Here is a 23628-nt window from a genome sequence, read left to right on the forward strand (position 1 = left end):
TTCTATCTCTTTCCTACCCGATATGAGATGTGCACCATTGTCACTACCGAAACGACGGCCACAAGAATCGAAAGCCCAACCCCGTAGGCCATTGCTTCTGGCGTTACTTTCAGCTGAGCGACAACGGCGGGCATACTATTCATCCGTTCCAACTCTCGTGCTTGGCCGCCTTTAAACCATAAATAAGCGATGGTGACACAACAGATTGCGGCGTCAGCAAGCCACAAATATCGATACGCCCTAGCCATAGGGATTCCCATGAAGCGGTAGACGCGAAGCCGCTGTGCAAACAACTTTCGATACAAAAAGCCCGCAATGACCGCCATGGTTAGCGCAATCAAAGCCGCAGCGATGACACCGAGAACCAACGCAACGGTATCGGCACGCAGCGACGCGTTTCCTTTGGCCCAAAGATGTGCAGCCGAGTTGGTTTTCAAAACGAAGTTGCTAAGGTCCGGGTCATCGCGAAGCTCAGGCGGAACCTCACCCAGAAAGCCCGTGCCATTCTGAGTCATGCCGGCAACAATGGTTCTATCTGACGGCAGCTGGTCGTCCGGATAGATGGTCATCACCGGTCCCGCAGTTTTTACCTGTTCTCCCCAACCAGTTTCATCTATCTGCCAAGTAGCTACGTCAAAGTCATCACTATCGAGGATCTCCACTGGGCATTCGTGCTCGCTGCAATAGAAGTCCTTCGGGACCGAATCTGCAATGCCTTCCAGTCCTCGCGGAATATACCTTGTGGGCTCGTGCGGCGGATTATTCTGCAATCTCTCGCGCAGTGGGCCTTCCACCGAACGCATCGCTGCCGTGTAATTGAAACTGAGCATATCCCGGCCGACTCCGCCGAACTCTGCCGGTGAGTCCTCAGAAAACTGTACATATTGAAACTGACCAACTGCAGATTTAGCCCGCGCAAGCTCGGCTAACTTATGTGTTGAATCTACGATGCCATCGCTATCACGCGCTCCTGAAAGTTCCAGGAGCTGAAGATCATCGGATTGCTTCCAGAAGTTACCAACGCCTTTTTGCACCTCTACTTCATGCAGGTGGTTTAGTGCTGGGGCTATGAGTCCTACAGCTGCAATACAGGGCACGAGTTTCAACAAGACGACAATTGCCACGGTGCTGCGCTGCGGCAGCTTCCCTTTGAGCCGATCCCTCAACGCTAGCTTTTTACACGCCCATGTAGTCAGGAGGAATGCCACCACCATGACCACGAGAAGAGGAAACAGAAAGACTGCCGAGTAGCGCAAAATCCCCAGCATTACCCGTGGCGAAACCAATACTGCGCACAGCACCAGCGCCAGCGCCCCGATAGCCAGTGCGCCAAGAAATGCACTTGCATAAGAACGCCGAAATTCACGTGCGAAAATGGCCCTAGGCGATAGTCCCATGAGCTGCCACACGGCATAATCCCTGGTTCGCGCGATCGCACCGGCCACGACGACAGCAAAGCACGTGGCCAGAATCAAAAAATAAATTCCGGCTAGCGCGGTATCCGTGAAAAGGAACGACCATTCTAGGCTTTCGAGTTCCTGATGCTGCGCGCTGTGGGCATCCAGAATTCCATACACTGTATTTTTGAAATCCTCGCCTCCGGACAGTTGTAGAAGCTGACGCGGATCCTCATCCGGTAATTCCGACAGATCGTGTACGCGAACTGGACTGCCCGGCGCAATCGTGTCGTACCAACTGCTACCAAAGTCCCCAGCGGCGTAGACGTCGGTATGGTCCGGTTGCTCGAGCTCCACTGCAATGCGCTCCCCCTTCGATTGCGCAGCCTCATCGAGTGCAGCAAGAATTTCAGAGCCCTGACCATCATTCGATCCGACGTTGATAAAAGAGCCGGTTTCAAATATTCCCTCCGACTGCGTCATCGCAAATGCCCAATACCCCAAGAACAATGCGGATAGTACGCAAAATGCGGCGAGAATTCGTTGAGAAAGGCTAACGCCTTCTTTCATGAAATACTTCCTTAACTAAAGCAAGGGTCGCCAATGACGGCGACCCTTGTGACGCTTACCTTCTATTAACACAAGCGGTAATAAGCGCCATCCGCCCCGAGCCAACGAGATGATGCCTGCGCACGGGCCCACGTATTAGCCGGTTGGCAGCCAGAGTCAACGTACTGGTGGCCATTCACAGAACTACCGTGATTAACACTGGGATGGTGGTAGTTCGACCACACTCGGCCTCCACCCTTACCGTGTTCCCACATACCCCCATCGACAAGTTCTCCTGCCAAAGCAGTTCCCCCAAGCGCACCAGCACCTAGTACAAAAGCAGCGGCTGCGGAAGCCAGACTTTTTTCCGCATCTATTTCTCTCCTTTTCCGAAATGAAATACCCGTTTTCCGAGCCGATAAAATAATTTCATAATTATTAATAGTTGTCATCATTAACGATAAAGAGTTTCATTTTTATTAACTAATATTAACTTATTGTTTACTTTTTATATCTAGGTAAAGCAATACGAAAACCCCCAGCGACAATGCCGTCGCTGGGGGCTAGCTGAGCCTAGTTTTTAAGAGGCGTTCTCTACGCGCTCCTTCAGGGCGTGGAACTGGTCCCATACCTCGGACGGCACGCGGGAGCCCAGGAAATTGAGGTAGCTGGCGTTATCCTGCATATCGCCTTCCCAGTCCTTCGGGTTGACGGCAAGAGCGGCACGAACGTCCTCGATATCGAAGTCGATGCCCTCGAGGTCGATATCCTCGGCGCGGGCGGTGTGGCCTACGACGGTCTCCTCGGCCTCAACATTGCCCTCGATGCGGTCAATGATCCACTTGAGCACTCGAGAGTTCTCGCCGAAGCCCGGCCACAGGAAGCGGCCATCGTCGCCGCGGCGGAACCAGTTAACCAGGAAGATAGACGGCATACGGTCGCCGCCCTTTTCACCCATGTCAATCCAGTGCTGCAGGTAGTCACCGGCGTTGTAGCCCATGAACGGCAGCATAGCCATCGGGTCGTGGCGCAGGGTGCCAACGCTGCCCTCTGCTGCAGCGGTCTGGCCGGAAGCCAGCAGGGCACCGATCATGGTGCCGTGGTTCCAGTCAAAGGCCTGGGTTACCAGCGGGACGGTGGTCTTGCGGCGGCCGCCGAAGAGGATGGCATCGATCTTCACGCCCTGCCAGTCGTCATACTCTGGTGCGGCGCTAGGGCACTGGGAAATCGGCACGCAGTAGCGGGAGTTCGGGTGTGCAGCCTTCGTGGAGGAGGACGGAGTCCAATCCTGACCGGTCCAGTCGATGAGGTGCTCTGGTGCCTCCTTGGACATCTCCTCCCACCAGACATCGCCGTCGTCGGTAAGCGCAACGTTGGTGAAAATGGTGTTACCCGGCTCCATGGTCCGCATGGCAATCGGGTTGGAGTCGTAGTTGGTGCCAGGGGCCACGCCGAAGAAACCATTTTCCGGGTTTACGGCATAAAGGCCGTCCTCGCGCAGGTGCAGCCAAGCAATATCGTCACCGACGACCTCAGCCTTCCAACCCGGAATGGTCGGGGTAATCATGGCCAGGTTAGTCTTGCCGCATGCCGAAGGGAAGGCGGCCGCAACGTGGTACTTCTTACCCTCTGGGTTGGTGAGCTTCAGGATGAGCATGTGCTCAGCCATCCAGCCTTCTTCCTTAGCCATGACAGAAGCGATGCGCAGCGCGTAGCACTTCTTCGCCAGGATGGCGTTGCCGCCGTAGCCGGAACCGTAGGACCAGATTTCCTTGGTCTCTGGGAACTGGGTGATGTACTTGGTGTCATTGCATGGCCACGCCACATCTTCCTGACCTGGCTCTAGCGGGGCGCCCACGGAGTGCAGGGCGTGGACGAAATCGCCGTCGGTACCAATCTTGTCCAAGGCTTCCGCACCCATACGGGTCATGATGCGCATGGAGAGCACAACATAGGCGGAGTCAGTCAGCTGCACGCCCAACTTCGGCTCCGGATCGCTAATCGGGCCCATACAGAAGGGAACCACGTACATGGTGCGACCCTTCATGGAACCACGGAAAGCTTCCGTCATCTCTTCCTTCATTGCCGCAGGCGGAGCCCAGTTATTGGTAGGGCCGGCGCCATCTTCGTGCTCGGTACAGATGAAGGTGCGGGATTCCACACGTGCGACGTCGGAAGGGTTGGAACGAGCCAAGTAGGAGTTAGGTCGCTTTTCCTCGTTCAACTTGATAAGCGTGCCTTTTTCCACCAGCTCGCCGGCCAAACGGTCAGCCTCGTCCTGGGAGCCGTCTACAAAGACCACCTGGTCCGGCTGGAAAAGCTCAACATTTTCGCTAATCCAGCCGATAAGCTTTTCATTTTTAGTCGGCAGCTCTCCGACGAGCCCTGGGATAGTGGCGGTCATTAGTAATTCTCCTGAGGGTGGGTGTGAAAATTGGAGCGAAAAGCCCCAACTGTGCCTTCCACCTCAAGATTAACGTGCTCGCCCGAATAATTTGCGCAGAACTTGCCACACCGGTTATATCCACCACGTTAACCAGAACTTCACCAAGCGCATACGAAGGTAATGTGTTAAAAATCGCCTTTTCCACTCCCCCTTTCTGGGGGTTCATTGTCCCACTTTTCCGCCTCGAAACGATCTTCTACCACCCCCAACTGGGCCCACTGGTTATATCCGGGATGTCATCGCCACATGTATCCCTCGGCGCGGCGTATTGCTTGGCGGGGCTAAGCAGGGGAAAATAGGCCGCAATGAATAGCACAGATAATTCTCAAAACACCCGCGCTGGGGAAATGCCCCCTGGCCGCCCGCCACAAACCGACTTCAACGCCGTTTTCCACAACGAGCTTGACTACCCGCGCCTAGGCAACGTCACTTTCCGCCGCGGCACGCTGACCGAAAACCAGCATGAACTTTTTGAAAAGCGCTGGCCGGAGCTCGGACGCGTGCTGGAAGACGAGGTCATTGATCTCGCTTCCTGGTTCGGCCGCAGCGGCGCCAAGACGATCGTGGAAATCGGTTCCGGTACCGGTACCTCCACCGCTGCCATGGCACCGAAAGAAGCCGATACCAACATCATCGCCGTCGAGCTCTACAAACCAGGCCTTGCCAAGCTGCTCGGCCAGATTGAGCGTGAGGGTATCGAAAATATCCGCATGATCCGCGGCGATGGCATCGAAGTCTTGATGCGCATGTTTGAACCGGAATCCCTCGACGGAATCCGCGTCTTCTTCCCGGATCCGTGGCCAAAGGCGCGCCATCACAAGCGCCGCATTATTCAGTCGGGCACCCTAAATCTTTTTGCCTCCCGGTTAAAGAAGGGCGGTGTGCTGCACGTCGCTACCGACCACGCCGGATATGCCGAGTGGATCGATGAACTAGTTGAAGTAGAACCAAGCCTGGATTACAAGGGCTGGCCATGGCCGGAGTGCCCGCAGCTGGTAGATCGTCAGGTCATCACCAAGTTTGAGGGCAAGGGCCTAGATAAAGAACACGTGATTACGGAGTATCTCTGGGAGAAGAAATAAATGAGCACCTATCTGCTTGTCTGGGATGCACCCAATATGGACATGGGCCTAGGCTCCCTGCTGGGCGGTCGGCCTACCGCCGCACACCGCCCGCGCTTCGACGCCATCGGTCGCTGGCTGGTACATCTTGCTCAAGACGTTGATGCTGAACCGCGCGCCGATGTCTTTACTAATGTGACCCCCGGCGGCGCAGATGTCATTCGCCCATGGGTAGAAGCCATCCGCAACGTGGGTTTCGGTGTTTTTGCCAAGCCCAAGATCCACGAAGACGACGACGTGGATCCGGATATGCTCGACCACATCGACAATCTTCGTGCGGATCTGGCCGGTGCCATTGTCGCCTCCGCCGATGGCCAAAACTTCCAAGAGCCTTTGGAGGAGCTCATCGCCGCGGGGATTCCGGTTACGGTCCTGGGATTCCACGAGCACGCCGCTTGGGCCGTCGGCCACGCGGATATCAATTTTGTGGATCTAGAAGACATCGAGGGCGTATTCCGCGAACCGCTACCGCGCGTGAATCTGGATAACCTGCCCGAGGGTGGTGCATGGCTGCAGCCATTCCGTCCCTTGGCGGCCCTGCTTAATAACCGCTAGGAGGCTGCCCCAATGTTTGAGAAATGGGGACGTTTTTCCTATGCACACCGCCGGCTTATCCCCGCCATCGTTGTCGCTGCCATCCTTGCGCTCTTCGTGGGCTTTGGCTTGCAGCTCGAAGATCGCATGAGCCAAGAGGGCTGGGAGGATCCCAATGCGGCGTCGACAAGCGCGGCCCAGATCGAGGAGGAAACATTCGGCCGCGATAACTCCGGCGATGTCATCTTGCTCTTCCACTCCCCCGATGAGAACTTCGACGCCGCCAAGCAGCACTTGGCGCAGCTGAAAGCAGAGTATCCCGAGCAGATTGATTCGGTGACCAGCTACTTCGATACGAAGAACCCCAACCTAGTCAATGACGATCACTCCCTAGCTTTCGCCGCCATCGGTCTTAAAGGCGATGATGAGCAAACACTCAAGGATTTCCGCACCATCCAAGGCGCGCTTACGGATACCTCCGCCCCAGTGGAAATCGCGGGCGCTACCGCAGTTGCTGATGCCCTAGATAATGGCATGTCCCACGATATCTCCCGCGCCGAAAAGGCCGCGCTTCCCTTGGTGGGCATCCTCCTGCTGGTGGTTTTTGGCTCCGTCGTTGCGGCCTGCATGCCGCTCATCGTCGGCGGCCTCTCTATCCTGGGGTCTTTGGGAATCCTGTCCATCTTGGCGGGATTTTCCCAGGTCAATGTCTTTGCTCAGGCCGTTGTCACGCTGCTGGGCCTCGGCCTAGCCATCGATTACGGTCTCTTTATGGTCTCGCGCTTCCGCGAAGAGCTGGATAAGGGTCGCTCCACCGAGGAGGCCGTTGCTACCACCACCGCGACTGCCGGCCAAACGGTGGTTTTCTCGGCAGCCATGGTCGCCGTCGCACTTTCGGGGCTCTTTCTCTTCCCGCAAGCCTTCCTGAAGTCCGTGGCTTATGGCTCCATTTCCGCCGTGGGTCTAGCAGCGCTGCTTTCGGTCACCGTCCTGCCCTCAATTTTTGGCATGCTCGGCCCCAAGATCGATACCTGGTCTGTGCGCCGCACCTCTCGGACGGCGCGCACCATCGAAGACACCTGGTGGTACAAGCTGCCGCTTTGGGCAATGCGCCATGCCCGCGGGTTGACCATCGCCGTGTACGGCCTGCTTATCGCACTTACCCTGCCCATCATGAGTATCACCTTCGGCGGCATCAACGAGTCTTACTTACCGCCCAACCAGGAAACCCGTGTGGCGCAGGATAGGTTCAATGAGGAATTCCCTACCTTCCGCACGGAGCCGGTAAAGCTCGTCGTGGAAAATGCGTCTAACCAGCAGCTTGTCGACGTCGTCATGCAAGTCCGTGGCCTCAATGGCCTCACCGAGCCCATGGCGCCGACAACAGCCACCAAGGACGGCACGACAGTTCTTTCCGCCGGCATTAAAGACCGCGATGATTACGCGAAGATTGTCCACGAACTGGAACAAGTAAAGGCACCCGAGGGCGTGAACCTGTACGTGGGAGGCACGCCTGCCATGGAAGTGGAATCCCTTGATGCGCTCTTCCATAAGCTGCCGTGGATGGCACTCTACGTGGTGCTAGCCACGTTCCTGCTCATGGCGTTGGTCTTCGGTTCCTTCGTGCTCCCGCTCAAGGCGATCGTGATGACGCTTTTGACCTTGGGGGCAACGCTGGGCATTTTGACCCTGATGTTCGTCGCTGGCCTTGGCTCGGGCGCCCTCAACTTCACCCCTGGCCCGCTCATGAGCCCCATTTTGGTGCTTATCATCGCCATTGTTTACGGCCTGTCCACCGACTATGAGGTCTTCTTGGTCTCCCGCATGGTGGAGGCGCGACGGCGTGGTTCCACCACCGATGAGGCCATTGCGGCCGGCACCGCGCATACGGGTGGGATCATCACTGCGGCGGCGCTCATCATGATCGTGGTCTGTGGCGCTTTCGGCTTCTCCGATATCGTGATGATGAAATACATCGCTTATGGCATGATTTTTGCCCTGCTTATCGACGCCACCATTGTCCGCATGCTCCTTGTCCCCGCCGTCATGCACCTGCTGCGCGAGGATAACTGGTGGGCACCTAGCTGGCTGCGCCACGCCACTACTGCTTTGACTGGTGGCGCTAGACACCGCGGCAAGACTGTTCCCTTCTCTGAGCTCAAACAACGCCTCGAAGGAGATAAATAAGTGAAGAACTGGCTGCGGCTTATCGTCTCGCTCATCGTCCTGCTTATCCTGATTTATGTCTTCCGCGATGAGTTGGACTTCCTGCGCGAAGGCTTCTCGCGCCTGTCTCATTCTGACCCGGCTGCGGTAGCACTGGTGGTCATCGCCTCAATCGTGGCAGTCCTTGCCATGGGCGAGGTTATGCGCCTGCTCATTCGCGCCGGGGGCGTACACGTACCAGCCTCAGAGACGGCCGCCCTCACGCTGGCGGCTAATGCTTGGTCTACCACGCTTCCAGCGGGCCCGGCCTTTTCCGCCATCCTCACCTTCTACGTGCAGCGCACGTGGGGTGCTTCCGTCATGCTCTGTGGGTGGTTCTTCGTGCTGTCTTCGGCCATTTCCACCATGTGGCTCGTACTCATCGGCTTGGGCGGCGTGCTCTTCCTCAATGCTGACATGGCATTGTGGTCCCTCATTGGCACCCTGGTGCTCATGCTGGCGCTTTCCGGCGGCCTTTTCTGGCTGACCAATCACCCAGACACCATCATTCGCTGGCTCAACCGCCAGAAACTCGTTAAGGGCTCCAAGCGCGAAGCCATCGTGGACCAGGTAAAGAATCTAGAAGAGGTTCACCTCACCCGCCGCCAATTCGCTTGGGTTTCCTTTTACTCCCTAGCCAACCGCCTCATCGATATGGTCTCGCTCTGGGGCTGTGTCTGGGCCGTAACCGGCCACCTCCCTGCCCTGCATGCGGGTGAAGACACTACGACTATGGCCGGTGTGGCGCTAGCGTATCTTACCGCCAAGCTGGCCGGCTCCGCCCAGGTCACGCCCGCCGGCCTGGGCACGGTAGAGGCCGCCATTATCGCTACCCTGGTTGCCACCGGTATGACCGCGGTGGATGCAACCGGTGCGGCAATCATTTATCGGCTGATTTCCTTTGCCCTTATCACCATCATTGGCTGGGTAATCTACTTCTGGCACTATGCTCGCAAGGGCATTACTTACGCCGCCTTGAATCGAAAGGAAAACGCATGAGAATCGCCCCCGTCATCGATATCATCGCCTTGATGCTCTTTGCTGTGGCCGCCCGTCTCGCCCACGGCGGACTAAGTTTTTCCACCTGGGTTGATGCTTTCTGGCCATGGGCCATCGGCGCGCTCATCGGCTGGGCTATCATCCTGGCCGCCAAGGTGCAGGGCAAGTGGAAGGAAGGCGGCGTCGTCTGGCTAAGCACCATCGTGGGCGGCATGGCCCTGTGGATGCTGGTCAATGGCCGGCTACCACACTGGAGCTTCATCATCGTGGCAACCGTTATGTCGGCACTATTCTTCTTTGGCTGGCGGCTTTTCGCCCGCAAATAAAAATAAGGAGGGTTGAACCCTCCTTATTTTTTGCTCGTTTTACTTGGAGCTTACCGGTACGCCTGCTTGATTGAGAATATCGGCTACGAAACCAATGATCTCGCTGATGAGATCCACAGCGCTAGATAGAATCATAAATAACTCCTTGACTAGGATTGGGACTTTATATTCCTATCGCTAATCCAAGCACATGACGTTACATCGGGGCAATGGTGTGCTTCTTCGGCAGGTCGCTTTCCTGCTTCGTTGCCAGCTGCCGCAGCGCTTGGCGGAGAGCCAACCGGGATTGACTCGGCTGAACCATGGCGTCCAAATAGCCGCGCTCAGCCGCAACATAGGGAGCGGTCATGGTCTCATCGTAGAAGTCCATGAACATCTTCTTGGTCATCTCGCGCTGCTCAGGGGTCTCGGCGGCGTCTAGCTGCTTACCGGCGATCATCACCACGGCGGCTGCGGCACCCATAACGGCGATCTGTGCGGTTGGCCACGCCAAGTTGATATCACCGGTCAGGTTCTTCGACCCCATCACGGCATAAGCACCGCCATAGGCCTTGCGCACGATGAGCGAAACCTTGGGCACGGTGGCTTCTACCACGGCGAAAGCAAACTTGGCGCCGCGGTGGATAAGGCCGACCTTTTCTTGCTCTACGCCTGGTAGGTAGCCCGGAGTATCCACCACGAAGACCAACGGAATGTTGTAGGCATCGCAGATGCGGATAAAACGTGCGCCCTTATCGGCGGCGTCCGCATCAATGCAGCCTGCAAGGTGCATGGGATTATTGGCTACAAATCCCACCGTCTTGCCATCGATGCGCCCAAAGGCGGTGATCATATTGGGCGCAAAGTTCTCTTGAATTTCAATGATGTCCTCGTCATCGCCCAATTGGGTCAACAAGTCCATCATGTCGTAGCCGGCATTGGTGTCATCCGGCATAAAGGAGTTAAGGTCTTCGTCTTCGGCCACGTCGGCGTCGGCAGGCGCGGCAAATTCCGGGGCCTCATCAAAGCAGGTTAGCGGCAGGTGGTCCAAGAGATCGCGCACCATGTCGAAAGCGTCTTCCTCAGAGGGAACGACGGCCGAAACGTTGCCGTTGAGCTCCTGCTGGCGAGCTCCACCCAGCTCGGCGGAAGTAATGTCCTCACCGGTGACCTCACGAATCACGTTGGGACCAGTGACATACATTTCCGCTTCCTGGTCCACGGCAATCACAAAGTCCGTGGTCACAGGAGCATAGACGGCGCCGCCAGCGGACTTACCCATCATGATGGAAATCTGCGGGCTGCGGCCGGACAGCGGCAGCTGGCGGCGGGCGATCTCGGAGTACATGGCCAGCGAGGTCACCGCATCCTGGATACGGGCACCACCGGAATCCTGAATGCCAATGACAGGGCAGCCAATCTTAATGGCCATATCCATGACCTCGGTAACCTTCTTGCCAAAGGTCACGCCGACAGAGCCACCGTAGACGGTCTTATCGTGAGCGTAGATGCACACGGGCCGGCCGGAGATGCGGCCATAGCCGGTGACCACGCCATCGGAGTAGATAGCATCCGGGTCGCCGGGGGTCTTGCCCAAGGAACCCGTCTCAACGAAGGAACCCTCATCCAGCAGTTCATTGATGCGTTGACGAGGCGTGGTGCGCCCAGCCTCGTCGCGGCGCTTGCGCGAGCGCTCACTGCCTGGGTCCTGCGCCTTATCTAGGCGCTCACGCAGGTCAGCGAGTTTCTCAGCGGTTGTCTGCTTGGCCGCCACGTACCTTCTCCTCGATCCATTCGTTCATATGCTTGCCCACGATGCCGATGGCCGGCTCGTCCGGTACTGCAAGGTGATCGCCTTGCAGCTGCACAATTTCTAGATCCTTAACGATAACTCCCCAACCTCCGTCAGGGTCAATCTCAGCGTAGCGCGGCTCCAGCTCGATCGCACCGTCGTGCATGCGCTCGGAGCGGAAAAGCAGAACCGGCACGGTGACATCGGCCCAGCGGTGGAAGTCGATCTTGGCCAGAATCTGGTTATCCACGAAGGAAGCGCGCTGGTGCTCTAGAACGCCGGCGGCAAGGCCGTGCTCGGAGGCGTCGGTAGTAGCGAGGAACTCCGCCAGCATGGTCATGAGCGCATCCTCGCCCATGGTCTCCAGAATCTCGTACGGCGGCTCGAAGTCCAGTCCGTAGGTTTTCTTGGCAAAGGCCGCGTAGCGCTCCCACCGGGCACGGGTTTCTTCCGGCGTATCCGGAGCCGGGTTCGACGGCTGAGTGGTATCCAGCAGCGCGATGAACGCCACGTCCGCCGAATCCTGGCCGCGCTGGGTGCGCTGATGCAGCTGGTAGGCCACCTCGTAGGCCAGCGCGCCGCCGAAGGACCAACCGCCGAGCACGACCTTGCGGCCACGAGCGTAGTGCAGGATGTCCTCGACATATACCTTGGCTCGCTCCTCTAGCGAACCCTCGATGCGCTCGACTCCGTAGACAGCCACATCCTCGGGCAGGCGGCGGGTCAGTGGCTGGTAGACCACCGTGGTGCCACCGGCTGGGTGGAACATGAATACAGCGGGGCCGTCGGCCTCGCGCAGCACGCGGATATTGCCCTCTACCTCGGTCTCTAGTCCCTCACGGACCAAGTCAGCCAGGCTCTCCAAGGACTCAGCCTCGTGGACCTGCTGGGTAGTGACTTCGATGCCTGCACGTTCGGTAAGGCGCTCGGCAATGTTGCTAGCAACCTCGTCGCTTATCTTGGGCAGTGCAGAGGTCACTCCCGCCGCGGCCTTGCCGGTAAAGGTAGCCCACGTGCCAAAGACCATGCGCTCGGAGGCATCGCGCGGGGCAACACCCACGCCCTGGCCCGGCTCATCTTCTTCTGGCGCAGGAGTGTCCTCGGAAGCAATCTCGCTGGTATCTACGTTACCGCCGGCTACGGCCTCTTCCACCATGGCAATGACGTCCGCCAGGGAGGCGTCGCGCAGCGCCTGCACCTGCAGCGGCGGAATCTGGAAGTCATTTTCCACGCGATTCTTAATGCGCATACCCATCAGGGAATCCAAGCCCAAGTCAATGAGCGGCAGCTCTCGCGGCAGGTCGGATACGTCATAGCCCATGGACTCAGAAACGATGAGCGCGAGGCGGTCCTCCACGGTTTCCTCTGTGGGATCCCAGCGCACGGCATCGACTTCTTCCGTCGCTGCAGGCGCGCTTTCGGGCACCTCAGCCACGCCTGGAATAGGCGCCGCACCCAAATCCAAAGCGGAGGCAAAGCCTTCCGCCACCAGCTCTGTCTGTGCACCACGAACAGCGTAGACAGCCACGGACATACCGCCGATGGACTGATTTGCCACCGTGGTGACCTCGCCGTGCGGTGGCAAATCGGCGTGTTCCTCGGTGGCGATGATGCGTGCTCCTGGCTTGACGGCCTCGGCCGCAGCCTCGACGATGGCCAGGGCAGATGGCGCTTGGTCCGCATTGGTGGAGAAAGCAACCTTGCCTTCTGGCAAGTTAACGCGTGCGCCCGGCAGGCCAGAAACGCCGGCCGATGGACGGGCATTGGTCCAGAAACGTTGGCGGTTGAACTGGGTATAGGGGGCCTCTACGCGTGCGCCAGAGCCAAAGACCGCACCGAAGTCCACCGGCATGCCGGCGACATAGAGCTTGCTGAGCAAGTCGAGGAGAGACTCGGTGGGATCTACCTTGCGCTTTAGGGCATACAGCAGTTGCGCATCGGCCTTGCCTACCGCAAAGGCGGTGGACATGAGCCCCATGAGCGCGACCGGGTTTGGCGAGATTTCTACCAGCTGGTTGTGCCCGGCAGCGAAGGCTGCCTCGGTGGCATCCTGCAGGTAGACCGAGTGGCGGGTCATGCGCAGCCAGTAATCCTCATCATGCACGGTGGTTCCAGGACGATAGACCGTGCCCTTATCCACGGAGGAAAACAGCGGGGTGTGCAGCGGCTTGGCTTCCATGCCGGCAATGGCCGCATGCAGCTCTCCCAGGATGGGATCTACGGCCGAAGTGTGCCCGGCCGCCTTCACATTGAGAGCGCGGGCGAATTTGCCCTCGCCGTCGAGCTTTTCCACCAGGTCCAGCACCTCTTGGCGCGGGCCGCCCACGGTGGTCATACCTGGACCGGTATACACGGCAGGCTCGATGTTTCCATCAAGCGCGGCAACATCCTCGGCAGAGAGCTCGACTACGGCCATGGCTCCTTGTTCGGCATCGCTTAGCGACGCCTCACCCTCACCCATCAACCGCGCGCGGTGGCAGGCGATCACCATAGCGTCCTCGGCGGAAATACCGCCCGCGGCATAGGCCGCTGCGATCTCGCCCATGGACATGCCCATCACACCGGCAGGGCGCACACCAAAGGAAGCGAGCAAGTCCGTCAATGCAATCTGGATGGCGGTAATGGCTACCTGGGCGGTCTCGGTGTCATATGTTTGAGCATCGTCGTTGACGATGTCCAAGATGGACCATCCGGACTCAAAGTCCACGATTTTATCTAGCTCTTCCAAACGGGCCGTGAACTGTGGCGAAAGCGCAATCATGTCCTTAGCCATCTTGCGATGCTGGGAGCCGAAACCGGAGTACACGAATACCGGGCCCGGAACCTGCGGCGAATCCGCAGCAGCGATACCGACGGATACCTTGCCCTCAGCCACCTGACGCAAGCGCTTGACCGCTTCTTCGGTAGAGCTAGCCATCACGACGGCGCGGGAGCGGGAGTGATTGCGGCGGGCGACGGTACGGGCGACGTCGACAAGCGCGGGCTTTTCCGCCTCAATGAAGTCCGCCAACAGGGCCGCAGCGCGTGCCCGGCGCGATGGCAAGAGGCCAGAAACCGGCAACGCGACCATTTCCGTGGAAAGCTGCGGCTCGCGCTCGACAGGGGTGCCGCGGTAATCGGTGAGTACGACGTGTGCATTGGTGCCACCGAAGCCAAAACCGGATACGCCAGCAATCTTGCGGCCGGAGTATTCGGGCCACTCGCGCGGATCCTCGACTACTTGCAGGCGTTCTGCTTCGAAATCGATATAACGGTTCGGCGCCGAGTAATTGATATTCGCCGGAATCACATCATTGCGCATGGCCTGGATGACCTTGATAAGGCCCACCACGCCCGCAGCGGATTCGGAGTGGCCGATATTGGTTTTGGCAGATCCCAGCAAAATCGGCGCATCCGCGCCACGACCGGCGCCGAGCACCCGCCCCAAAGCGGAAGCTTCGATCGGATCACCCAAGATGGTGCCGGTGCCGTGGGCCTCGATATAGTCCACGTCCTGCGGATTCACGCCCGCATCGGCATAAGCTCGGCGGAGAACATCCTCCTGTGCCTCCGGATTCGGGGCGGTCAAGCCATTGGAGTGCCCATCGGAGTTGACGGCCGAGCCTTTAATGACAGCCAAGATATCGTCGCCGTCCGCCTCCGCGTCCTCCAAACGCTTGAGGACGAGGACACCAGCGGCATCGGCGCGCACGATGCCATCGGCGTCGTCAGAAAAAGCGTGAATGGCACTCGTCGGAGAGGTAACGCCCAATTCAGAAAACGCCGTCGACGCGTGGGGAGCGGCGAGGATATTTATGCCACCGGCCAGCGCCACGTCCGCGCTTCCCGTGCGCAAGTCCTTCACCGCCTGATTGACGGCTACGAGGGAGGAGGAGCAGGCCGTATCCACATTGATGGAAGGGCCGCGGAAATCCAGGGCATAGGAAATGCGATTGGCCACCACAGCCGAAGAAATACCGGTCAGCGCATAAGGATGCATCTCGGCAGAATCGGCGGCGATGAGCATGCCATAGTCATTATTGGTCGAGCCCATGTACACACCAGTCTGCGTGCCGCGCAGCTCGTTGGCAGGAACACCAGCGTTTTCTAGCGCTTCCCACACCAGCTCCAACAGGATGCGCTGCTGGGGGTCCATATTGGCGGCTTCGAGTGGAGAAAGACCAAAGAATTCAGCGTCGAAGGAAGCAATATCCTCGATATAGCCACCATCGGTATTTTGCTGGGCGATCTTCTCGCTCATTACAGGGTCCGCCGAGTACTCGGACCAACGTCCTACCGGCAGTGGACCTGTTCCGGCGCGGGATTCGGCCAGCATGGACCAGAATTCCTGGGCATTTTTTGCACCCGGGAAGCGGCCCGAAAGACCAATAACCGCGACATCGGCTCCATGCGCTATGCGAGGAGAGTGCGCCTCAGGCTGAGGCGCTGGAGCGTTCAACAGGCGATTTGCCAGCAATTCGATGGTTGGGTACTCGTATGCCACGGTGGCATCGAGGCGGGTACCGAGTAGATTTTCCAGTTCGCCAGATAGCACTACAGCATCCCGCGAAGAAAGACCATAGTTTTCCAGGGGCTTGGAATCTAGGATCTCTTCTGGGGAAACACCGGTGGCCTGGGCGACCCAGTCACGCAGCCATGCTCGCAGTTGCTCGATGGTCATAAAAGGTCTTTCATTACGAGAAGTTATTAAATGGCAAGAGGGTATATCGCTATATTTTGTCACTTTGTTAGCGATAAATCAGATCCCTACATAGTTCTTCTTAGCTACACGGCGCGCAATCTTGCCGGAAGAAGTACGGTTGATTTCCCCTGGGGCCTTCCACACGATGTCATCTGGCGTAATTCCATGATGCGAGGTGACGGCGGTGCGGATGACTGCGGACGCCTCTGCATCGCCGGCCGGCTGCGCATCATCGGCGCGCTCCACCAACAATACGAGAGATTCAGAATCCTTGCCTTCCACAGAGAAGGCGGCAACGGAGTCCGGTCGCACCTGCGTGGACGCTGCTTGTACGGTGCTTTCAATATCCTGCGGATAGTGATTGCGCCCAGCGATGACGATGAGGTCCTTCAGGCGGCCAGTGATATAAAGCTCACCATCCACGATGGCGGCTAGGTCACCGGTTGCCATCCAGTAATCGTCTTCTGGCAGGCCGTCCTGCTGGCGCTCACCCAAGGTATTGCGGAAGGTCACGGCGGTTTCCTCAGACCGATTGAGGTAGCCGGTAGCCATATTGGGACCATGCACCCAGATTTCACCGATTACGCCGTCCTTGACCTCAGCGCGCGTTTCCGGGTCCACGATGGCAAGGTGCTGATGCGGCACGCACTGCCCATTGGACGCATAGGCCACAGTCGCGTCGGACTTATCCTCGATGATGGCGCGACCGGCGGCCAACTCTGTGCGGTTAAAGTGCGATATGACCGGGCGCTTGTCGGTTTGCGGGGTAGATACAATAAGCGCCGCCTCTGCCAGACCATAGGACGGGCGCAGCACGGAACGATCCACGCTGAAGGCATTCAAGAAGGAATCCACGGCCGCCTCCGTTACCGGCTCTGAGCCGATAATGATGCCTGCTACGTGCGAGAAATCAGCATCCTTGGCATGGCGCGCGGCCAGTTCCAGCGCAAAGTTGGGGATAGCGGAGTACGTAGCTTGCTCGCCGGCGGTCAAACGCCGGATCCAGCGGTCTGGGTGTTGGATGAAATCGCGTGGGGTCATCATCTCGAAGTCCAAGCCCAAAATGGTAACGAATACGGCCAAAATGATGCCCATATCGTGGTGCATCGGCAGCCAAGAAACGATGCGGGCAGGCATCTGCAGCTGCACAGCCTGGAAGATCTGCGCCACGTTGGTAATAATCGCGCGATTGGTGAGCTCCACGCCGGCCGGGGTGCGGGTGGAACCGGAGGTGTACTGCAGGAAAGCGATGTCCTCCGCGCTTCCCTCCACGGGTGTCCAAGAACCAGCCAAGGAATCAGGAAGAGCGTCGAGGGAAATAATCCGCGGGCGCTCGCGCTGGGCGGAGAAGTACTTACGCACAGCGGCGGCAGAAACACGATTCGTCACCACGATAGGCGGTTCGCAATCACCGAATACCGCCTCCAGGTGGTCCGCGTGGCCCGGTTCATTGGGGTCATAAAGCGGAATCGGCACCATACCCGCGTACAGTGCACCCAAGAAGCCAAAGACGTATTCCGGTGAATTACCAGCCAAGATGGCAACGCGGGTGCCCGGATCTGCTACCTGCTGCAGTCGCGCCGCCACCACCTTGATGCGTTTATTGACCTGCGCGCGGCTAAGCTCCCGGCAGGTTTCTTCCTCACCGTAGATCCACTGGCGCATAACCACACGGTCTGGGTCAGTCTCCGCCTGGTAGAGCCTTTCTGCCAGCTGGGCCAAACTGAACTCGGGCGCTAGGAATTGCCCCATCTGCGCTTTCAGATCCATGGAATCTCCTTAAGTGAATGGTTTCTTTAATAAAACTATCGGAGGGTGGGGAATTGCTGTTACGCGGCGTCGATAAGCTGTCGGGCCCAGCCCACTACCCACTGGTTAGCCGTCGTGCCATCAATGACACCACTATTAGAGGCGTACTGCGCATGGACGCCATTCGCGGCAATCAAACCCTGCGCGCGCTCCAGCGCATTAGACACGTTTGGCGGGGCATCACAGACTGAATCATTGGGCGCACAAATCTGGAAGGTCCGATCCGCCAAGCTACCGAACCCATTCGGGCGCGCACCACGCATGGACGCACCCGGAACGATGGGCTGAACTAAACCGGATACCGGCTGGAGGGCAATTTCCGCACCCACGCCGCCGACCTTGCGGCCTGGGTTTTGGCCAACGCCATTTTGGCGGCGACCATCTGCAATAAGGGCCACACCTGCAATGCTTTCCGCCGGCACTGCACCCTGGCCGCCACCGATCTCATCGGCAACGTCACCTGCAATGACCGCCCCCTGAGAAAAGCCACTCACAATGAATTTGGTTGCCGGGCAGCTCTCATGCACACTGCGCAGCTCATCATTCATCTTGGCGGTTCCCTCATTGCGGGAATCGTCGTAGCTCATTTCATGCTGTGCATTGATGTTTTTAAACTGCGCGGTATAAGGAAGGGTCCATACCTTCACGTCCTCCCCGTAGGCCTCCTGCAATGGCTTCGTAATAGACAGCATGAACGAGCGCGGATTGGCAGAAGGATTAAGGGGATCGTCGTCAGCCGCAGATTCCCACGTACCCGGGGCGGAAATGAACTCCACGCGCGGGCACCACTCGGGCTGCTGCGGCGGTGGCGCAGCCTGCTCCGTGGAATGCGGAGCTGGGGAGTCATCCGTTCCACTATTGAGGTAACGCGACGCGCCCACGCCGATAACAGCTAAAACGACGAGGACTGCGACAACGGTAATGGTTTTTCTCATGGATTAGTTGTACCAGGTGAACCTAGCAAATCCCTGTACGTGCGGAATCCGTAATCAGCTTAGAAAGCTCTTCAAAGCCCATCGTGGTGCGCTGTTGCTCAACAAGCTGGCCGGCGACCGCAGAGAGGGTGACATCATTCTCATCACAGGCTGCTTTGCCCGCGCCGAGGAGCTGATCTTCTACGCCATCAACGTTGACGCCGGCGTCTTTTAGCCTGCCTAGGTACTTTGCTTCCGATTCCGGCAGCTCGGCGGTGGGAATTTCAGAGATCTCACGCGCACCGCGGTCTTCCTGCGACTTAGAGGATGTCTCTTCCGCAGAGGTAGGGGCCTCCGACTCCCGCTCGAGGGGCGCGACCTCGGTCTCTTGCGAAGGTTCGCTATCCACCGTGGCAGAACCGCACCCCGCAAGGGTCAAGCACAGCGCCGCGCCCACTACTACTAGCTTGCGCATGACTACTTCTTCTCGGTCCGAACCTGGCCCAGAACCTCGCTGATCTTGCCGTGCTGGAATTCCTGGCTCAAGCCACCAGCGGCAATCTCGGAGTAGTCAGAGGTAGGCCAGCCGAACTCGCCCTGCTCCCAGCCAGCCTGGCCCCAGCGGTCCATAATCTTGCTCTTCAGAATGTAGTGCGCACCAGTCTTCGGGGACCAGTAGATGCTGCCCTTTTCAAAGGTCTGGAAGAAGCCGCCATTGACGGCGTTCTCTCCGGACGTCGGGAAGCCGAGCGCAGACTCCGCGCCGCCCATGTCCTTGTATTTGGCGCCGATAGCACCGTGTACTACCTGGTTGGAGCCATCCGGGTTACGGGTAAGGATTCCGTCCTGGAATTCCTGCATGTAGCCCTCACCGACCTTCTTTACCGAGCCGGTCGGGTACTTCAGGTCGCCCTTTTCGTAGCCATTCTTGCCCCAAGCCTGGAACATATCGCCGGTAATCTCCCAAGCGCCAGTCTCCGGGGACCAGTAGATGGAGCCGTGCTCAAAGTGCACGAAGCGGCCCTTGCCATCTGGCGTCTTGGACTCGCCGGTCTTCGGGAAGCCAAGCCAGGAGGTTGGTCCGCCGATTTCGGCGTAGCGAGCACCAATGCGGCCGAAGAGGGCATGCGCACCGGTGTCTGGGGACCAGTAAGCGGTGCCAGACTCGAAGTCCTGGGCCTTGCCCTTCTTAGCGACGTCGTACTCATTATTCAAGCAAGAGCCAATAACGCCGCTCTTGGTCTCCTTAGCGATGGCTCCGATTGCCTCACAGTCCGCACCGCGGTCGGCCTTGTCCATCTGCAATGCATCTGCGATGTATGGCCATGCCTGCTGCATCTCAAACTGCCAGTATTCCCAGCTGTGCACGCCGGATGGGCGGAACTTAACCACAGGGTCAATCTTGGCGCGCTTCGCATAATCAACATAGGTCTGGGTGGACATACGGGAGATGACCTCCAAGCCCATGCCAGCGAGGTTTGCCTGGCCCTTAGCCACGGAGTTGGCGTTGCCAAAGTCATCCTTGCCCGAACCTGCGGAGACATATACCTTCATGTCCTTCAGGTTTTCAATGCCCAGCTTTGGATCATGGTCGATCCAGTTTTGGGAGCCCGGCTGGCCCCACATCTTGCGGGAATCATAACCGCCGGCATCGCGCTGCGAAGCCATGATGGCTTCCGGCATGCCACGCGTAGTGGTATCGAGGTAGCCGGAGAAAGAACCCACGAAGCTAAACAGGTGCGGGTTGCGCTCAGCCAGGTTCATCGCGGCAGTACCGCCCATGGACAGGCCGGTTACCGCGCGCTTGTGGTTGGAGCGGTACTCATTGTCCAGGATCGGGATCAATTCCTTGGTCAGGAAGGTCTCCCACATATAGTGCTTACCGCGGTCTGCTTGCTCCCAGTCCGAGTAGAAGGAAGACTCGCCGCCTACCGGCATGATCAGGTTGACGTTGCGGTCGGCGTACTGGTTCAAAATATTGGTTTCAATGGTCCAGCCGGACTCATCGTCACGTGCACGCAGGCCATCCAGTGCCCATACCTCTGGGAACTTCTTTTCTGGGTGGGAGTACCAGTCACGGGCGAGCTGGATTTGCACCTTCTGCTCTTTGTCCGGCATCGCCGCAGACTTGATGTAGACCATCAAGTGGCGGTTGGTTAGGTACTCCACGCGGTTGATCTTCACGCCCTCCGGCAGGCCCTTAACATCCGGGTATTCGGTGTTCAGCGGGGTGCGGGCGGGTGGATCCTTCGGTGCGAAATGATCGGACAGGCTGGAATCGCCGCCGATTGCGGAAGAGAGATCGCCTACAGAAGATTGTGCGGTGGCGTTTGGCAGCAGGGCCAAACCCACGGCGATGGCGGTAGGTACTGCGGCCACAGCAAGGCCCTTGCGAGCCTTGCTCGGGGAAGTGCTTTTGCGCATAGGTAAACGTCCTTGAAGATTTGCCGCGGTACCTTTCCGAGGGTTCCCCTCCCCCGGACCGATGCCTACGGCGTGAGCTGTCTATCGTGTACTCAAGTTTAAGTTGAACTTGAGACTTACGCTAGACAGACACGCCGCTACATTGCCGGGGAATTACCCGGATTATCCTGTCCGCTCACGCGGTACAGGTGCTCGTTGACGAACTCGCCTACGCCCCAGCGCGCCAACTCGCGGCCATAGCCGGAGCGATTCACGCCGCCGAATGGCAGGCCTGCTGCGGTTACCGACGCCTCGTTAACAAACGTCATGCCATCGTTGAGCTGGTTGGCTACTTCAAACGCAGCATCCAAGTCAGTGCCCCACACGGAGCTAGACAGACCGTACTCAGAGTTATTGGCAATCTCGATGGCCTCTTCGACGTCCTTGGCCTTGTACACAATCGCCACTGGGCCGAAGATCTCGTTGCAGCCTACGTCGGCGGATGGGTCGACGTCGGTAAGCAGGGTAGGCTCCATGTAGGCGCCCTCGCGATCGATCTTCTTGCCGCCTACGCGAATCTTGGCGTCGCCGTTGGCCGCGGCCTTTTCGAGGCGCTCCACAATCTCATCGCGGGCGCCGATGGAAGACAGCGGACCGATATCGGCATTCTCCTCATCATAAGTACCGACCTTCATGTCCCCGATCTTCTTTTCCAGGTACTCCACAGTGCGGTCATAGAAGTCCTCTAGAACGATAAGGCGCTTCGGCGCATTGCAGGCCTGGCCGGTGTTATACATGCGAATCAGGTTGTACTGATCCAATACCCACTCCAGATTCTCATCATCGATAACCAGGAATGGGTCATTGCCACCCAGCTCCAGCACGGACTTCTTGTAATTTTCACCAGCGGTCTTAGCAACGGCAGAGCCTGCACCCTCGGAGCCGGTCAAAGAAACGCCCTTGATGCGCTTATCCGCTACAAAAGCATCCATCTGGGAACCGGAAGCATAAATGTTGATATACGCATCCTTCGGCAGACCAGCTTCTTCCAAGATGTCCTGACATGCCTGGGAAGACAGCGGACAGATGGAAGCGTGCTTGAGCACGATGGTGTTACCCAGCAGCAGGTTAGGAGCTGCGAAGCGGGCTACCTGGTAGTACGGGAAGTTCCACGGCATAATGCCCAACAATGGGCCAATCGGCTCCTTGCGTACCACGGTCTTGTGCGCGTTCTGAGCCGGCAGGTACTCATCTGCGAGCAGCTCGTGCGCATGCTCGGCATAGTAGCGATAGATATCGGCAACAATCTGCACTTCAGCCTTTGCCCAACGGGTCAGCTTGCCCATTTCACGACCGATGTGGTCTGCCAACTCATCGATGCGCTCTTCATAAAGGTCTGCAGCGCGGGACAAAACCGCGGCACGCTCCTCGATGCGAGTACTACGCCATGCATCGTAGGCCGCGGTGGAACGGTCTAGGATGTCATCGCGCTGCGAATCATCGATGCGTTCAAACTTGTCTTCACTCTTGCCTGTGCTTGGATTCTCAATAGCGAACATGGGCCCCTGTATAGTCGCGGATCACAACCCACGCAAGCTTATGGAGCGACGAAATCGGCTCTAGATTGGGCTAGTTACGCAGAATTTACAACTCCCCGAAACCCCAGTAAACGAATAATTTAAGGATTGTTTATTTAATGATTATTTGATGCCAAGAGACAGGCCAATGCCCCCCATCCAGATCCAACACCTATGTCCGGCTTAAATGCCACTAAGAAACAGCCCACGTAGCTTCTCGGAACCTGTACTGACGCAAATAACATTTGAGACGTAGCTGTTGCACCCCTTTTGTGACACCTGTGAACGTACCACCCAGTACTATCCCCACGATTGAAGGAATGGCTATGGCCGTACTGCTTCAAATCAACGAAATCGTTTCTGGTCCCATTAAAGACCTTCTAGTTCACATTTCTGGAGGAAACTTCCCAGAAATTAAGCTCCCGAACATATCTTTGCCGGAAGTAAACCTCCCGGAGCTTCCACCAATGTCGTCTCCGACTTACCCAGAAGAGGTTAACCTTGAGGTTGGCGGTTCCTCTTTCGGCGACTTGGGTTCCTCGAATTTCCTCAACGAGACTGGCTCTTCCGAGCTACTGAACGACTTTCAGTCTTCCGAACTGGATCTCAGCGCACTAGGCAGTGTTTTGGGCGGTTACCCCCCATTTAACACTCGGCACCCTACTACATGCTAGTGATATTGAAAGCTCCTGCAGCACGGCACTAGTTTAGGCATGCGCCTCCCAAAAGATTGCGGGTGGGAACGGACTTATAAGTCCGTTCCCACCCGCAATCTTTTATCATCTAGTTTTAGGAAAGCGTCCTCTTGATTGGCGTGCTACAGGTTGGGCGCCTATTGCTAGGCCATAGGTTCTTTCAGATCTTATGAAAAGCGAAGCAATCGGTTAGTACAGCAT

15 protein-coding genes are annotated in these 23628 nt (G+C 57.8%); 5 read left to right on the forward strand and 10 right to left on the reverse strand.

The genetic code is table 11. The features are described from left to right. Window positions 1-2: 2 nt before the first annotated feature. From WMP97_RS09285 to WMP97_RS09295, 3 genes are all read right to left on the reverse strand, one after another. On the reverse strand, window positions 3-1967 hold the full coding sequence (locus WMP97_RS09285; RefSeq protein WP_340440365.1) for a hypothetical protein: 1965 nt from the start codon (window positions 1965-1967) through the stop codon (window positions 3-5). A gap of 65 nt (window positions 1968-2032) precedes the next feature. Continuing rightward, window positions 2033-2401 (reverse strand): lactococcin 972 family bacteriocin, encoded by a 369-nt coding sequence (locus WMP97_RS09290; RefSeq protein ID WP_340440366.1) that lies wholly within the window; start codon window positions 2399-2401, stop codon window positions 2033-2035. 125 nt (window positions 2402-2526) lie between these two features. Then, window positions 2527-4350 (reverse strand): phosphoenolpyruvate carboxykinase (GTP), encoded by a 1824-nt coding sequence (locus WMP97_RS09295; RefSeq protein WP_340440367.1) that lies wholly within the window; start codon window positions 4348-4350, stop codon window positions 2527-2529. Between the two features lie 347 nt (window positions 4351-4697). Here WMP97_RS09295 and trmB point away from each other — a divergent pair, with 347 nt between their 5' ends. Genes trmB through WMP97_RS09320 form a run of 5 tightly spaced genes read left to right on the forward strand, consistent with a single transcriptional unit; the run spans window position 4698 to window position 9577 of the window. Further along, a complete protein-coding gene (gene trmB, locus WMP97_RS09300) occupies window positions 4698-5474 on the forward strand; it encodes a tRNA (guanosine(46)-N7)-methyltransferase TrmB (protein ID WP_259825190.1) in 777 nt (258 codons plus the stop codon). Next, on the forward strand, window positions 5475-6068 hold the full coding sequence (locus tag WMP97_RS09305) for an NYN domain-containing protein (protein ID WP_340440368.1): 594 nt from the start codon (window positions 5475-5477) through the stop codon (window positions 6066-6068). It begins immediately after the preceding gene. A 12-nt stretch (window positions 6069-6080) separates the two neighbouring features. Next, the gene (locus WMP97_RS09310) at window positions 6081-8234 is read left to right on the forward strand and encodes an MMPL family transporter (RefSeq protein WP_340440369.1); all 2154 of its coding nucleotides are present in this window, start codon (window positions 6081-6083) and stop codon (window positions 8232-8234) included. After that, the gene (locus WMP97_RS09315) at window positions 8235-9251 is read left to right on the forward strand and encodes a lysylphosphatidylglycerol synthase transmembrane domain-containing protein (RefSeq protein ID WP_023020055.1); all 1017 of its coding nucleotides are present in this window, start codon (window positions 8235-8237) and stop codon (window positions 9249-9251) included. Then, the gene (locus tag WMP97_RS09320; protein ID WP_340440370.1) at window positions 9248-9577 is read left to right on the forward strand and encodes a DUF3054 domain-containing protein; all 330 of its coding nucleotides are present in this window, start codon (window positions 9248-9250) and stop codon (window positions 9575-9577) included. Before WMP97_RS09315 ends, WMP97_RS09320 begins: the two co-directional genes overlap by 4 nt. A 196-nt stretch (window positions 9578-9773) precedes the next feature. On the opposite strand, the gene WMP97_RS09325 is transcribed toward WMP97_RS09320, so the two are convergent. The 7 genes from WMP97_RS09325 to WMP97_RS09355 all read right to left on the reverse strand — a co-directional run bounded on the left by WMP97_RS09325 (window position 9774) and on the right by WMP97_RS09355 (window position 22714). Further along, entirely contained in the window at window positions 9774-11330 is a 1557-nt protein-coding gene (locus tag WMP97_RS09325; protein WP_340440371.1) for an acyl-CoA carboxylase subunit beta, read from the reverse strand. Next, window positions 11305-16008, reverse strand: coding sequence for a beta-ketoacyl synthase N-terminal-like domain-containing protein (locus tag WMP97_RS09330; RefSeq protein WP_340440372.1), 4704 nt, complete (start codon window positions 16006-16008; stop codon window positions 11305-11307). The genes WMP97_RS09325 and WMP97_RS09330 overlap by 26 nt, the downstream gene beginning before the upstream one ends. A gap of 78 nt (window positions 16009-16086) precedes the next feature. Further along, complete coding sequence (locus WMP97_RS09335) at window positions 16087-17799, reverse strand: AMP-binding protein (protein WP_340440373.1); 1713 nt, start codon at window positions 17797-17799, stop codon at window positions 16087-16089. 59 nt (window positions 17800-17858) lie between these two features. Next, complete coding sequence (locus WMP97_RS09340) at window positions 17859-18773, reverse strand: cutinase family protein (protein ID WP_023020061.1); 915 nt, start codon at window positions 18771-18773, stop codon at window positions 17859-17861. Window positions 18774-18795: 22 nt separating this feature from the next. Continuing rightward, complete coding sequence (locus WMP97_RS09345) at window positions 18796-19227, reverse strand: hypothetical protein (protein WP_301716238.1); 432 nt, start codon at window positions 19225-19227, stop codon at window positions 18796-18798. Window positions 19228-19229: 2 nt separating this feature from the next. Beyond that, entirely contained in the window at window positions 19230-21176 is a 1947-nt protein-coding gene (locus WMP97_RS09350; protein WP_023027781.1) for an alpha/beta hydrolase-fold protein, read from the reverse strand. A gap of 137 nt (window positions 21177-21313) precedes the next feature. Further along, on the reverse strand, window positions 21314-22714 hold the full coding sequence (locus WMP97_RS09355; RefSeq protein ID WP_239208200.1) for an NAD-dependent succinate-semialdehyde dehydrogenase: 1401 nt from the start codon (window positions 22712-22714) through the stop codon (window positions 21314-21316). Between the last annotated feature and the right edge of the window lie 914 nt (window positions 22715-23628).

The organism is Corynebacterium sp. KPL4072 (assembly GCF_037908395.1).
Classification (GTDB): Bacteria; Actinomycetota; Actinomycetes; order Mycobacteriales; family Mycobacteriaceae; genus Corynebacterium; species Corynebacterium kefirresidentii.